At 59.2% G+C, this 14428-nt stretch carries 8 protein-coding genes and 2 pseudogenes; 6 read left to right on the top strand and 4 right to left on the bottom strand.

Translation table 11 applies throughout. From position 1 onward, the window contains the following. Nucleotides 1-531: 531 nt before the first annotated feature. Nucleotides 532-1554 carry a zinc-dependent alcohol dehydrogenase family protein gene (locus tag LIX91_RS06315; RefSeq protein ID WP_003426370.1) on the bottom strand — a complete coding sequence of 341 codons (1023 nt, stop codon included), beginning with the start codon at nucleotides 1552-1554 and terminating at the stop codon, nucleotides 532-534. A 310-nt stretch (nucleotides 1555-1864) separates the two neighbouring features. On the opposite strand from LIX91_RS06315, the gene LIX91_RS06310 reads away from it, so the two are divergent. The 6 genes and pseudogenes from LIX91_RS06310 to LIX91_RS06285 all read left to right on the top strand — a co-directional run. Next, the gene (locus LIX91_RS06310) at nucleotides 1865-2779 is read left to right on the top strand and encodes a LysR substrate-binding domain-containing protein (RefSeq protein ID WP_003347707.1); all 915 of its coding nucleotides are present in this window, start codon (nucleotides 1865-1867) and stop codon (nucleotides 2777-2779) included. Nucleotides 2780-3357: 578 nt separating this feature from the next. Beyond that, nucleotides 3358-4203: a GTPase gene (locus tag LIX91_RS06305; RefSeq protein WP_226488171.1), complete on the top strand. Its 846-nt coding sequence runs from the start codon at nucleotides 3358-3360 to the stop codon at nucleotides 4201-4203. Between the two features lie 29 nt (nucleotides 4204-4232). Next, nucleotides 4233-4697: a hypothetical protein gene (locus tag LIX91_RS06300; protein WP_226488170.1), complete on the top strand. Its 465-nt coding sequence runs from the start codon at nucleotides 4233-4235 to the stop codon at nucleotides 4695-4697. Beyond that, complete coding sequence (locus tag LIX91_RS06295; protein WP_226488169.1) at nucleotides 4694-6547, top strand: dynamin family protein; 1854 nt, start codon at nucleotides 4694-4696, stop codon at nucleotides 6545-6547. Before LIX91_RS06300 ends, LIX91_RS06295 begins: the two co-directional genes overlap by 4 nt. After that, the gene (locus tag LIX91_RS06290; protein ID WP_226488168.1) at nucleotides 6534-8159 is read left to right on the top strand and encodes a GTPase; all 1626 of its coding nucleotides are present in this window, start codon (nucleotides 6534-6536) and stop codon (nucleotides 8157-8159) included. Before LIX91_RS06295 ends, LIX91_RS06290 begins: the two co-directional genes overlap by 14 nt. Nucleotides 8160-8276: 117 nt before the next feature. Continuing rightward, nucleotides 8277-8447, top strand: a pseudogene (locus LIX91_RS06285) (5'-nucleotidase); the annotation flags it as partial. Between the two features lie 1915 nt (nucleotides 8448-10362). On the opposite strand, the pseudogene LIX91_RS06280 reads toward LIX91_RS06285, so the two are convergent. The 3 genes and pseudogenes from LIX91_RS06280 to LIX91_RS06270 all read right to left on the bottom strand — a co-directional run. After that, nucleotides 10363-11001: pseudogene (locus LIX91_RS06280) on the bottom strand (DEAD/DEAH box helicase family protein); the annotation flags it as partial. Nucleotides 11002-11108: 107 nt separating this feature from the next. Continuing rightward, entirely contained in the window at nucleotides 11109-13067 is a 1959-nt protein-coding gene (locus tag LIX91_RS06275) for a hypothetical protein (protein ID WP_226488167.1), read from the bottom strand. Next, nucleotides 13064-14428, bottom strand: a complete 1365-nt coding sequence (locus LIX91_RS06270) for a hypothetical protein (protein ID WP_226488166.1) — start codon at nucleotides 14426-14428, stop codon at nucleotides 13064-13066. Before LIX91_RS06270 ends, LIX91_RS06275 begins: the two co-directional genes overlap by 4 nt.

Below are 14428 nucleotides of genomic sequence, written 5' to 3'. Positions count from 1 at the left end.
GCTGACAACCAAACTTATAGTCGCGCATGACTCATTCCCTGAGTGGTAATTACCGACGCATTATCAGCATCTTTGAAACAATTACAATAGACAGTTTGACGTTGAAAAACAGTGCAGTCCCGGGCAAACTTTCAACTGATTAAACACACTGTTTAATCAGTATCATTGAACGCAGGCGACAAACGATTTTTTTCAACTTAACAGCCTGCAACCCCAACAGCTAGGCCGCTCAGGCTTTACCACAAGCGGCCGAGCACCCGTCGCTGTTAATATTTCATTCTGCCTCGTAGGAAATGATATTTATAATGCCGCCTTCACTGACAGAACTCATACACTCAAATAAACAATCCTGCCGGCCCTGTTGTCGATTTTATTTTTACCCTTCATTCAAGGTTATGCACTTCTCGGCAAACTGACAGGTGCGTCATTCGACGTCGTTTAATGCCTGGCGTCTCTTTGGCAATATGGAATGCAAAAAGCCTTCCGATCGGAAGGCTTTTCAATAACGAGCGCTGACCAGGAGGTGATGAATCAGACCGCCTCGACTTCCAGCACCGCACGCCCGCCAATCGGGCAGACATCCATGTAACGGTGCGCCTGCACTACCTGCTCGAACGGAAAGCTGCGCGTCTGCAATGGCATCAGTACCTTGTCACGGGTCATCTGGTTGATGTCCTGCAAGGCACGCTGCAGCGCTTCTTGATCCTGGGTAATGCCCAGCTCGGGCTTGCCGGTGAAATTGCCCAGGCAATGCACGTAGAACTGGATGTTCTTCTGGAACGCGGCACAGGCCGGGAACGGCGTCTGATTACCGCCCTGCAGGCCATACAGCACCAGACTGCCACGCGGCGCAAGCACATCGCCCATGATCGACATCTGCGGACCACCAAGGCCATCGAAGACCGCATCGACACCACGGTTGTCGGTGTACTTGTTGATCGCCATCAACAAGTCCTGTTCTTCGGTGACTACCACTTTTTCAGCGCCCAGTGACAGCAGATACTCACGAGCATCCTCGGTCTTGGTCGCGGCGATAACCCGAGCCCCCAGCGCCTTGCCCAACTGCACGAATGCAGGGCCGGAGCAGTGGCTGGCGTCGGTGACCAGTACGGTTTGACCGGACTTGATACGCGCCAGATCAACGTATGCAAAGTAAGCCACTAGATACGGCGTGTAATGCACGCTGGCCTGGACCGGCGTCAGTACATCCGGGTAGCGGGTCAATGCGCGGCGCGGCATGACGATGGATTCGCCATAGACCGGGTGCTGGTTGGCATCGGCCGCAGGAAAACTGGCGACCTTGTCGCCCACTTGCAGATCATCAACACCGTCGCCCAGCGCGGTAACCACGCCAGCCATCTCATAACCCAGACCGGCAGGCAGCCGGGCTTGGGTAGACGCGAGATTTTGCCGCCAAAGAACGTCGTACCAGCTGACACCGATGGCCTGAACACGCACCTGTACCTCGCCGGTGACAGGCGACGCGACAGGATGCTCTTCGACTTTGAGCACCTCGGCCGGGCCAAACTGGTGAAAACGGATCGTGCGGGACATTTAGAACCTCGCCTGGTGAACCTTGATGCCACAAACTTTATCCGGGCATTGCCGGCAACACCATCGGTGGCTATTAATAGTCGACATGCCTGTCATCGATTGTGTCCTGTGCGCTGCACGGCGCAGCCAGACAGCGTCTGGGCGTCGATGCGCGTAATGGCCGCCATTGTTCGCATGTCGACGAAACATTGCAAGCCGTGTGGACATTCAGTAACCCCCACAGTAATTTTCGCTGCGCCCGACCCGCATTTGCTCGTACTATCGCACCCTGCTCACGTCCTCAACCGACAAATGGCCCGAGATATTCCGCATGAACCGCAACGACCTGCGTCGCGTCGACCTCAATTTGCTCATCGTTTTCGAGACCCTGATGCATGAGCGCAGCGTCACGCGTGCGGCGGAAAAGCTGTTTCTCGGTCAGCCGGCAATCAGCGCTGCGCTGTCAAGGCTACGCGGCCTGTTCGATGATCCACTGTTCGTGCGCACCGGGCGCAGCATGGAGCCCACCGCCCGAGCAACGGAAATCTTCGCCCTGCTCTCCCCGGCACTCGACTCCATCTCGACAGCGGTCAGCCGCGCCTCGGAGTTCGACCCGGCGACCAGTACCTCGGTCTTCCGCATCGGCCTGTCCGATGACGTCGAGTTCGCACTGTTGCCCACCCTGCTCAAGCGTCTACGCTCCGAAGCACCGGGCATTGTGCTGGTAGTCAGGCGAGTCAATTACATCCTCATGCCGCCCCTGCTCGCCTCCGGAGAGATTTCCGTCGGCGTCAGCTACACACAAGACCTGCCCGCCAACGCCAAGCGCAAAGTCTTGCGCAGGAGCAAGCCGCAACTGCTGCGCGCCGACTCGATACCCGGCCCGTTGAGTCTCGACGACTTCTGCGCCCGCCCCCACGCACTGGTCTCCTTCGCCGGCGACCTGAGCGGCTTCATCGACGAACACCTGGAAAAACTCGACCGCAAACGCCACGTCGTCCTCGCCGTGCCCCAGTTCAACGGCCTGGCCACACTGCTCACCGGCACCGACATCATCGCCACCGTGCCCGATTATGCGGCGCAGGTCCTGACCGCCGCAGGAGGCGTGCGGTCTGAAGACCTGCCGATTGAAACCAGGACGTTCGAACTGCACATGGCCTGGCGCGGCGCGCAGGATAATGACCCTGGGGAGCGTTGGTTGAGGTCGCGGATTCAGATGTTTTTTGGGGATCCGGATAGTCTTTAGGCCACATAGGACAGGCTGCTCTTCTGATCATTTTTGCCTTTCCACAAACTATCGAGCTCCATTCACTTCCAGTTGATTGCTAAATTGGGGGCATATTTGAGGGCATGCTTTGGATGGTTGGAAAAGGATGCCCCCAGCCTAGAGTTCAACAGTCCCCTCTCGAAAACTCACCCGTTACTCTTCCCAAACACCGCGGAGTGAAGGTAGGCCGATGAGATGCACTACTCTGCCCAAGTGCGTGAGCAACCGAGTGAAACCTCCTGTGCAATTAATATCGCAGGTGTAGCTTGCCAAGCTGAATTCAGACCTCATCCCGACGCTTTTCAAAGCGCTGCCAGAAAGTCGGCCGCTCACTCCTAGTGATGCTGGAGGCTTGACCAGACTTCTAGCAGACGTGACACCGTAATCCTTCGTACATCGTATGGAGCACGTACACTCCATTCGCTTCTGGGCTATTTGGATGCCAATGACATGATTGCCCCATGCAGCCTACGCTCTAACGACTAATAGCCAGTTGCCATTTAGCCATCTCATCGCCATGCTATGCACCAAACGGGATCCAACATATGGAGCGAAAGGTGCCGGACGACGACCTGCTGATTCAGCTTACCCAGCAACACCCTGACTTCTGCCGCCTGCGCACGGAGCTGGAAGAGGCGAAAAGCCTTGGCCCGGCACCTCGGATTGCCGTATGCGGACTCATGAATGCGGGCAAGAGCGCACTGCTCAACGGCCTGACCGGGCATATTGAAACGGAAGTCTTTGAAACCAAGGAAATACGGGCAACCACGCAATTACAGGCGTTGGAGCATGAAGGACGCCTCTATCTGGATACCCCGGGAATCGATGCCTGCGATGAGGATGATCGACTCGCGTGGTTGGGCCTGGCCAATGCCGATGTCATTTTGTTCGTGCACAACTTGCGTACCGCCACGCTTGAACAAATCGAAACGGCCTTCTTGTGCGAACTCAAGCGCCGTCGCCCGGATCTGGAGCGCCACCTGGTGGTGGTGCTAACCCATGCCGAAAGCGTCACCCAGCGGGAAGTCAGCGAGCAGGCGATCGGCAAGATCTTGCAGTCGCTGTTCGGGACCGTGCCGGCTGCCTTCGCAACCTCGTTCACCACCTTGCGCAACGGTGTGCGTAAGGGCAACACGAAGCTGCGCGTACTGAGCGGCTTCGACTCTTTGCGCGAGCATCTGCAGGCGCATCCGGGGCTGCTTGAGCGAGGCGTGAGCAAACAGCGTGCCGAACGCGACGATCACCGTCGCGACGTCCTGGAGCATTTCCTCGACCAGCAGATTGCCCAGCGCAGAAAGCGACTGGGCAAGCTCGAGGGCACGCAGGCCGCTCAGCTCGAACAGTTGCAAAGCAGTGTCGACGGACTCTTCGAATCGGTAAGCCATGGCTTGGCCCGCGGCTGACTGATTGATATCACGCAAGGAGAATCAACATGTGGTGGTTACTGATACCCGTGATCGGAACCGTTGTGGCAGCGGTCGTCAGTTCCGACAGCAGTGAAAAGGAAGAAGCCGAGCGCCAGGCACGCGCCAAGTCGCGCGAACGCGCCGAGGCGCGGGCACGCAAGCAGGCAAGGAATCAGCTGCAGGCGCAGCGCAATCAACAGCTCACTCAGGACATCGACGCACAGCTGAGCGAGCTGATGGCCTCGCACAAGGCCGACATCATACTTTCAGGCAAAGGCCACGCCGGTGTGACGATAGAAAGCCTGCAGGCGTTTATCGCCAGCCCGCCTCAAGCCACGGCCCAAGGCCAGCTCAAGGCCCTGCGTCTGCTGGCCCCCAACACCCGATTCAGCCCTAAATGGCTAGAGTGCGAAGGCCAAGTCAAAGCCCTGCGCACTGAAATTCAAGGCCTCAAACGCTTGAAACGACAATTACTGGACAGATCGCTATGACGCCCGCTCCCGCCAACCGCAGCGAACTGTTGCATGTCTTTGCGCAGGTCGCGCAAGGGTTCAACGAAGTGCAAAGCCAGGTCGAGGAGCGCGAAGCGCGCCTTAAGCAGACTCTGGATGCGCTGGAGCGGATTCGCACAACTTCGCCATGGAGCCGCTCCGGCCTGGCTCCCGATCACCCCTTCCTGACCTTTGCCAAGGCCTGCCAAAACAATCTGGATGAGCGCTTCGACGCCTGGATCAAGAACGTCAGGAACTACGAGCGCAACACGCAGTTTCGCAGCAAGTTCGGCGACTCCCTGCTGGTGTTTGTCTTTGGCAAGGTCAAGGCTGGCAAGTCATCGCTGGGTAATTACCTGGCTTATGGCCGCACCGAACCCGATGCGCAACTGATCGCCCAGGCACAGCCCAAGCCTGAGTTTTTCAGCGAAACCTCCACTCGGTTGTGCGAGCAGACCAGCGATGCGCAGATCCGCGAAAACTGCTGTTTCGGCGTCGATGTCGTGGAGGCCACCAGCGCCATCCAAGGGTTCCGCCTGCCAGGGTTGACTTGGGTCGACTCGCCCGGGCTGCATTCGGTCAACGCGGGCAACGGTGAGCTGACCAAGGACTACGTCGACGCCGCCGACCTGGTGATCTTCCTCAGCAAATCCGAAAGCCCAGGCCGTCGTTCGGACTTGGACGAGGCCAGGGCTCTGTTGCACAGAGACAAGAACATGATCGTGCTGCTCACCGGTAGCGACGAAAACGACGTGGACGTCGATGATGACGGTGAGGTCGTGGAGAAGCTGATCATGAAAGGCGACAGCGCACGCCAGCTGCAAGTCGACTACTTCATCCAGTCCCTGCGCGAATCAGCCCCCGAATGCTCGCAGGATGATCTCAAGGTTCACTCCATCTCCTCCTGCTATGCCGAGCAAGGCCCCGCCGAGGAACAGCAAGAGCGCTGGCAAGTCAGCGGCTTGGCCGACTTTGCGGCAGAAATCGGCCGCCTTGCCGTTGCCGAAGGCCTGCAGATCAAGCAGCAAGTGCCGTTGAAGAATCTGCAAACCTTCTGCCGCCAATTGAGCGAGTCGATCAGTTTGCAGCAGACGCTCTTGAGCGAGTTGCAGAGCGAACTGACCAATGCGCGCAAAGAGCTGAAAAACAACACCAAGCGGGTGCTCTCCCAACTGCAGCAGCGCCTGCCCATGGAGATCAACAAGCTGGCTGATCAACACGCGCTGGACGACCAAGGATTTTCCGACGCCTGCTGGGCGCTGTTCGACCGCCAATTTGCCGAGTGCGCCGGGGCACTGTGCGAGGCCATCGGGCAGAAGTTCGAAGACTTGGGCTATGCAGCCCAGAGCGTGGCGCCGGCCGGCAAGGCGCTACCGGGGTTTACCCCTCGCACGCGCAGCGTCAACTACCAATCGCGGCGCAACGAAGGCATCGGCAAGGCCGGGGGTGCCGGGCTCGGCGGTTGGGGCGGGGCTGAGGCCGGTGCCGCCCTTGGTACGATGCTGCTGCCGGGACCCGGAACCATCATCGGCGGGTTGATCGGTGCAGTCATCGGAGGCTGGATGGGGGCCAAGGCTGGGGCGGCGGCGGGCGGCCAGTTCGATGAAACGACCCAATTCGAGATCATCGTCGGCGACAACCGTGACGAAGTTTCTCTAACGACGCGCGAGCATTTCATTGACTACGCCAAAGATCGCCTCAACCGGCTCTACCTCCAGCTCGATGCGCTGTGCTTCGTCGATGTATCGACCTGGCTGTCAAATCTCAGCCAGGCCCTGAAAAACTTGGACGACCTCGCTGCACAACAGATCAACGCCATTAGCAAGGAACTCGATCATGGCCCTGCCTGACTTCACTCGTGTACTCGCCACTTACGACACAGTCACTGCGCCGCTCCAGCGCTGGTTGCCAGCCGAACGCGTCAGCGAACTGGGCAACCAATTGCATAGCCGAGCGGCACGCCTGCGTCCGCAGATCATGGTCTATGGGCTCTACAACGCGGGCAAGAGCACGCTGCTCAACGCCCTAATGGGACGCGCCGAAGCGCCAATGGCCGACCACCCGGAAACCTCGGTGGTGGCCGAGTATCCTTGGCAGGGGTATGTGCTCCTGGACACACCGGGTATCGATGCGCCGATCAGGCATGAGCAAGTTGCGACGCAGCAATTGCAGGACAGCGAAGTGGTGCTGTTTGTGGTGGCAGCCGGCGGTACGATCGACGAGGCCGCCACCTGGGAACGCCTGGCGCAGATCGTCGTCTCGGGCCGCCGGGTGATGCTGATCGTCAACAACAAGGCCGGTGTGCAGCACGACAGCCGCGACTTCGTCAGCATCAACGACAACCTGCGCCAGCATCTGCAGAGCGCCGCCCTCGCCCATGGCATCGGCGATATCCTGGAGCAGGTGCCGATTCACTGGGTCAACGCCAAGGCAGCCCTGCGCGGCCGTGTCGAAAGTAAGGAGCCACTGGTGGAGTTCAGCGGCATCCCCGAACTGGAACAGGCGCTGGGCGATTTCCTTGCCAGCAGTGACAGTGGCGTGATCTTCAAGACCTGCCGCAAAGACCTGCAAGAAACCATCGAACTGGCCCTGATGCGCCTGCATCAGGCCGGCGGCGATGAACAGGCGCAGGCGCTGGACAAAGCCCGCATGCAGATCGATAGCGAGCGTGACCGGCTGCAGAACGTGCTGCGTCATCACCTCGACAGCCGCTGCGTGCGCGCCAAGTCGAGCGTCGTAGCGCTGATCAACGATGCGCACCTCCAACCCGCTGGACAGGGCGAGCAGGCCATGGAAGACGGCGCCTCAAGAGTCATCGCAGCGCTGACCGCCGACATGATGACTGCCCTCAAGACCGAGTTGCCGGCAACCCAGCGCAAACTTGAAGACATTGGCCAGACTTTGGCCGACAGCGCCTTCGGTGCTGCTCACGCCTGCGTGAATGGCGTTACTCGCGAGAGCAACGGCAATGACGACAGTGGATTGTCGCCAGCGCTCAAGGATGCCATGCGCAAAATGCCCATGGGCGACCTGAAAACGATGACCGAGCAAGGCGTGAAGAAGGCGCTGGAGCTGGGCAAAGAGCTGTTGCCCACCTTGTTCAAGGGGATCGGCAAGAAGACCATGGAACGTTGGGCCGCTATGGCCGGACGCTGGGCTGGCCCGCTGGTACAGGCAGGGATGGCCATCTACGGCATCTACCAGGCCATCAGCAGTGAAAAGGCCGAAAAGGCCACGCTGGAGCGCCAGACCAAGGCGGTGGAGGATGCGGCCAGCACCTTTGTCGAAGACTTGCGCCAAGCCTATCTGAACCAGATTGCCCTGGTGATTGAGGAAGTCTTCAAGCCGATCGATGAATGGATGGCGACCCAGCGCGCGCTGCTCGTGCAGAGCGGGCAAGAACAGACGCAAGACCAGCATTTGTTCGAAGAAGCCCTGCTGGCACTGCGTCAAGCGTATTGACTCGGTAAGGGGGGGCGTGCCCCCTCCTTACGCGACTGCGCAAGGCTCGATGGCGCTCAATTAATATACAGCCCGCTTCGCCAACATCAACTATTGCAACTCAGGCTGCGGATCATGAAGGTACTGTCGATCCTCAAGCCCCACGTGTTCTTCGACGATCAACGCAGTCAACTGCTGTCTCCAGCGGATGATCTGCCGATGGTGCATGTGCCATTTGGGGTAGCAAACACTGTCGGCCCGGCGCAGGAAACACAGCGCCATACGGATCCTGCAGAGGCTCGTCGCTGATGGGCACTGGTTTGCGCAGGAACCTACGCCACTGTTGAGCGTCACTGATCCTTAGCTGTTTATCGAAGTGCACCTGCACGCACGCATCCATTTGCTCTTCCACCTGATGCTTGCGCTCTATGAACGAAGCAACCTGGTCTTCATCGACCGATCCCTGCAAAAACGGATAGTAAATGCTCAACTCTGCGTTGCCTGACCGCTGCAGCCGCTGGTTCACGCAGCCAAACAGGCGATCCAGCCTCCCCACGCGTTGCTCATTGTCACCGGGTGAGCCGGCCAGGCCGTAATGATGGATCTGGTGGCACTGCAAATGCAGGTTGACCCCTTCCTGGAGTACCGAAGTGGAGACCAGCACGTTGGGATAGAACGGACTATTGAAGCCCAGGATGAGGCGCGGGCGCCCTTCGCTGTTGTCGCCACAGGCATACCAGCATGGGCTGGTGAGGCGCTTGAGGCTGCGCCACTCCTCGTCCCACTGCTCTAAACCATGATCGATGATCTTGCCGCACAGCGTGTCGAACGTCTCCAACGCTGCGATGAAATAGCGCAGCATCAACGAGTCATCGACACGTGCGCTTACCCACTCTTGAAAACCACGGTACGCACGCTGCGCTTCACGCTCATGGGTCTGCTGCCAGTATTCGACAAACCAGGCATAAAGCTCGACGACGACAGAACTCGCATAAAGAAACCCGGCCTTGATGTAGTTCGCGAAGTTTTCCGCGATCGCCTTGTTGTCGCGCGCCCAGCCTTCGAGCTTGCGATACAGGGTCTGCGGCAAGCGCGGTACCAACAGCGACCAAACGCTGTGCAGCGGATGCTCCAGGTGGTCGTGCGGCGCACCGCGCTTGCGGGCAGCGGTATCGTGGATCTGCGGCCCGTCCCAACCGTGCAAACGCACATACTTGGCAGCATTGGCATAATCAACCCGGCCGGTCTCCGTCTTGGCGTAGAACGCGGTGTAACCGCCAATCAAGTAGTCCGATGCCGGTTCCAGGAACAGTGCAAAGACGCTTTCCGGTTTGCTGAAGCGCAGGCGCACATTGGCACAATCGGTTTGCCCACCAGCGCCTTTCTTGACCACGAACAGCTCGGCAATCCGCGACGCCAGTTGCGTGCCCTCTCCCTCTCCCTCGTCTTGCTCTGCCTCCTCGTGCGCGTCCACTTCGGCAAACGAATGCTTCACGCCTTTAAGAAACTGGGTATAGCCATCGCGCGACCAACCCTGATCGCGCCAGTGCTTGACTGCAGGATCGTCCGCTTGCTTGCCCCATGCATTGACAATTATGCCGGCCAACAGCTCGTCATAGCGCTCGTTGATGCGCTGGGTCAACTCGCGGACAGAGGAAATACGCCGAACGAAAATCAGGTGTTTCAAGTCTTCGAGCGCGGTGCAGAGGTCACCCACTGCCGTGGGCACGCACTGGTCTATCAGCAAGCCGTACTTGGGATGATCGGGAAAGGTGTGAAACTGATCGTGATAGCTGCGGGTGAGGTCACGCAACAGTTCGGTATCGGTGGCCTTGGTGAAATCCTCGACCACCCGATCTTCGACCGCGTCCTGATAATCTGCATCGCCGCCAACGCCGATCTGCGGTTTCCAGCCAAAAGACTCGAATCCTTCCAGGTAGCCATAGGTAAGGCTCTTGTTCTCCTTCTGCCGGCCCAGGTCGGCCACCAACCGCTTCTGATACAGGGCAAAGAACATCTCGGCATTCGGGCGCCCATCGAAGCTTGCAGGAACAGCTTTTTCGTGGCGGTAATGCCGCTTGCCATACAAACCGCCCTGCCCCTCCATCAGTCGCAAACGCCGCAAGGCGTGCCGTTGCAGCAAATGGCGAGTGTGTTCGGCACCGTTCATGGCTTCAAGGCCAGCGTCACGATCGATCCGGGTGAAATAACCCAGGATGTTCTGCACATCGTCCAGCCGGGTATGGCTGGGCGTCGCGGTGAGCAGAAGGTTCCAGGCGCCCAGGCGGCTGCCAGCGTTGCCAAACAGTGCCCTTGCGGCACTCACGCGCTGCGATCCACCCGACACGTTGCGCAGGTAATGCGCCTCATCGACGATGATTAGGTCAAACCCCGAGGGGCCCAGGTGCTGCTTCAACTGCTGATGAAAATCGGCAGCGATCCTGCCTGCCCCCTGAGCACCTTCAGCGCGCCGCTCGGGGTCGAGCAAGCCACTGAGCGCGTAGACAGTGGTGAGGTAAAACTGCCCTTCATCGTTTTGCACCGCCTGCACCAGGTCTTCCAGCTTGTAGCGCTCACAGACCGTAGGTACCGGCATACCATCGGCGGTCTTGACCCTGCCATCGGTTTGGCGAATGTGCCCGCGAACGAAGCCTTCGAACTCCCTGCGCCAATGCCCGCACAAATGTCGGTTGGGCGCCATCACCAGCACCTTGGCATCAGGCTTGTTTTTCCACAGCCATGCCGCCACACCCAGCGCCTGGAAAGTCTTGCCCATGCCAACTTCATCCGCCAGCAGCGCCACCTTGTCCGCTGCCAACAGGTTCCACAGGTAGGCGACCCCTTCGGTCTGCTTGGCTGCCATGGACTGGCGATCATCTGCCAGATAGCGCCAGCCAGGATCCTTGCGCCCTTTGAAGTTGATCCACTGCGACACGGATTCAGGGGTCAGCACGCTCTCTTCAAATCGACTCATGCCCCACCCCACTTGCTTTCCAATCTGCCAAATTCCTGCTCGAGCGTTTGCCGATAATCATCGTTGGCCTCGGCTGGTAACGGCGGCATATCGACCTTCAGCGTGTGCCAACGCGACAAGGCAATTTTGCGGTCACCCTTGGGCAGGCGATGACGAAGCGCCAACGCCAGCTTGCAGAGCCCGTTAACCTCCTGGGCCAGGAACCAGTCGAAGACATTGGGCGTAGACCCGCTGAGGCGCTGACGGGTCTTGTCTACCCATTCCTGCAGGCATCCCGGTCGCATGAATACCCACTGTTCGAGCGCCGACAACCGTTCAAGCCCATGCAACCGGGCCGCAAACTGGTAGCTCGCCGTGAATAGCCGGAAGTAGCTGATGTGTGCAGGGGCTGAGCCGTCTTGCTCGCTTGATCCAGCGTCTTCGTCGACGCTCCCACCATCGACCTGTAGCTCACCCGTCTCTGATTCGCGTACACGGAAACCGACATCGTCCTGGTTGGGCACAATGTCGATCTGCGCCATGGCGTCGACCAGCCCAAGTAGGTCGTCGTAACGCTGCGCGCGACGGAACTCGGGGGTAGTCTCCAGCAACATGCCCACGAAGCATACCCGGCCGTCCTTGAGCACCTGGAAGCTGTGATCGGACAACAGCGCGTGCGCGTTCGCCACCGGCACCTTGCACTCTCGCAGTTCGCGGCTGCGGGGTTTCCAGCCAAGCGCGATTGCAACGTCGATGTCCGGCAGTTTGATCCGATACCCTTGGTCCGGTTCTTCCGCTGTATGCCATTGGCCGCGCAGTTGGTACACCTGCTCTGCCCAGTCGAACGCCACCACGATGTCGAAGGGAAGGTTCTGCGGGATTTGCAACGCTTGCGCCTGCAATGCTTCAGCGCTCAAGAACGACGCCGGGCTGGTGTCCATCGCGGGGCCGAGGACGCTTTCCACGGCACTGTTGTTCGCCAGGATGAACCCCGCCTCGATGTTGTTGCCGGGTAACCGCTTGCCCCGTGAGTCGAGCAGCGAGTTACTTCCCGCCCGGGTGAAATTCCATGAGCCGATGGCCAGGTGGGTGGAGGTTTTCCAAAGCTTGGCATGGGTCATCGGCGAGCGGTCATCGACCGTGCTCGGGTTGTGCCGCAAGCGCAACTCATCGTTGGCGAGAAGATATCCAAGCGCCTCGGTCCAACCGGTGCGCAGGAACTGCCCATCGAGCCGATCAGGCACCAGACTGACCTTCATGCGCGGCTGCTCGTAGCTGCGCTTAAGGTGGCTGACAAACTGTGCCAGATCCTTGGGTAGATAAGCGGACCAGACGGCCAGGTGATGGCAAGCACGCTCGCCCAGCAATTGCGCCAGAAACGGTTGCCTCTGAAAACTGTGACAGAACTGCACGGATGACTCAGCGCTGGCGAACGAGCTACTGCGCCTGTTCTCCAAGGGGCACGGTGTACCCACATTGTTAAACAGAGCCTGGAAGAACACTTTGACGGATTGATAAAGCGAAAACGCGTCGATCGGCTGGAAGTGGAATACCTCCTGATTACGCGCCCACCCGCTGAGCGTGAGGTTGGCACTGCCCGCGCCGAGCACGCGCCCCTGGGCACCTTCCAGGTAGATCACCTTCGCATGCAACAGGCTGTCTGCGTCAACGCCTGGGTAGCTCCATCCCGGTTTTTGCGCAGTACAGACACCGTGCACCTGGAGCGCCGTGCGCTTGTTCTGGTCGGCACCGATGAAACGCCGATCACAAAAGACCCTCAGATCGATTCCCTGCTCAGTCAGGGCCAACTGAAGCGCCTCGTACTCCATGCGCGTGCGGGGAATCTCGGCGCCCAATACCGTCGGCAACACATAGGTTTCAATAAATTCGATATCGATGTTGAAACTGGTGAGCCAAACCCTGCGCAACTGGCCGCAGGCCTTCACCTGCTCGGCGAACGCTGAATGCAGTTTCATGCCTGGCCTCCCCGATAACCGGTCACCAGGTTGTTGAATTGGTGAATGTAGTACGTGTTCACCCAGCGATGCATGGGCGTATCTTGCGCCTCTGGCAACGCCTTGGTGCGCGCATTGAGCTTGACCTTTTCGGCCTGCTCGATTTGCACCCATGGCAACTGACCACGCCCGCGCATCACCGCCGCGTGGTAGTCCACCAGATCGCGGAGCTGGTCGCTGAAGCGCTCCTGACGCGCCAAGCGCAGGAGCCGCTCCAGCCGCCGGCGGCCGGTGTGCGAAGGAATGTCGAGCAGTTCTGAATGCGCGTCGATACGCGCGGCGGCAGCCGGCAGGGTACCGGCATCCCGTCCCAGCCCCCGCCAGAGCGACTCGATTTCTCCGAGACTCTGGTGCCGGCCATGGCAGGCCAGGGTAAACAGCAGATCTGCCTGCGCAAGCAGTGGTTCGACCTGCTGCACGTGCACAAGCTTGCGCCGCTCAAGTGCGTCGCTGCAGTTTTTTTCGGCCAGGGAAAACAACTGCTGGATCGGCATGTGGCTGTCTGGATGGTGTTGTGCCTGATCATCCAGCACCCGCAGCAGCTCGCCCGCAGCGCCGGTGTCGAGGCCGGTCAAGGCCAGCCAGAAATCGCGCGTGTCAGCGCCTACTTGCGCCGAGTTCGGCAATGCTCTTTGGTAGGCCTCGATCAGGCTGTCAGGTACGTGTTTGAGCGCACAGCCGTCACCTGCTTTGAAGCGCCGGAAAAGCCCCTGCAAATGCATGCGTGCTTCTTGGAACAACACGCGAAACGGAGCATGAGCTTGAATCATTGCCTTAACTTGCACCCACAGCAGCGCGGCCTCTTGACTGTGATGGTAGTTGTAGCGATCGTTGAAGAAGCCTATTTGCATGAATGGCGTCTTGTAGCGCCCACTCACCCCCAAGCCTAACTGGCGTACCAACAGGTGCCCGGCAGTTTCATGGGTGAAGCGCAGAAACGGGTTGCTGTCGACCTCAAGGCGTGTACGGGCTTTGCTGGCACCCAGCACGCCTTGGCTGTCAACGCGGGTGTCGGGCGCCGCAGTCACCACGGCATAGGTGAAAATGTTCTCCAGGTAGACCAGACAAGCCTGGCGCAGCGCCAGGCAATGCCGCCCACCAGACTGCTCGTCCAGCGCTTTGCTCAGGTGGGTATCAACATCGTCCAACAAGTCCTTGATCACAGTATGATGCAGCAGATTGAGCGTGTAGTTACGTACATCGTTGGAAACCGAGTTGACCCGGTTGCGAAAAATCTCCTGGCCAAATGCAGACCAGATGATCAATACCCCCAGCGGGTCGATCTGGCTGTCGCCACTGAGGTCTTCATCATATTCAGTCAA

The organism is Pseudomonas sp. B20 (assembly GCF_020515755.1).
Lineage (GTDB): Bacteria > Pseudomonadota > Gammaproteobacteria > Pseudomonadales > Pseudomonadaceae > Aquipseudomonas > Aquipseudomonas syringae.
Note: the sequence above shows the minus strand (reverse complement) of the source record. Positions and strands in the feature narration are given on the sequence as shown.

Bases quoted from the DNA above. Each gene is read 5' to 3' on its own strand.
- LIX91_RS06315 (WP_003426370.1), bottom strand. From the start codon at position 1,554: ATGTCCCGCACGATCCGTTTTCACCAGTTTGGCCCGGCCGAGGTGCTC.
- LIX91_RS06310 (WP_003347707.1), top strand. From the start codon at position 1,865: ATGAACCGCAACGACCTGCGTCGCGTCGACCTCAATTTGCTCATCGTT.
- LIX91_RS06300 (WP_226488170.1), top strand. From the start codon at position 4,233: ATGTGGTGGTTACTGATACCCGTGATCGGAACCGTTGTGGCAGCGGTC.
- LIX91_RS06295 (WP_226488169.1), top strand. From the start codon at position 4,694: ATGACGCCCGCTCCCGCCAACCGCAGCGAACTGTTGCATGTCTTTGCG.
- LIX91_RS06290 (WP_226488168.1), top strand. From the start codon at position 6,534: ATGGCCCTGCCTGACTTCACTCGTGTACTCGCCACTTACGACACAGTC.
- LIX91_RS06275 (WP_226488167.1), bottom strand. From the start codon at position 13,067: ATGAAACTGCATTCAGCGTTCGCCGAGCAGGTGAAGGCCTGCGGCCAG.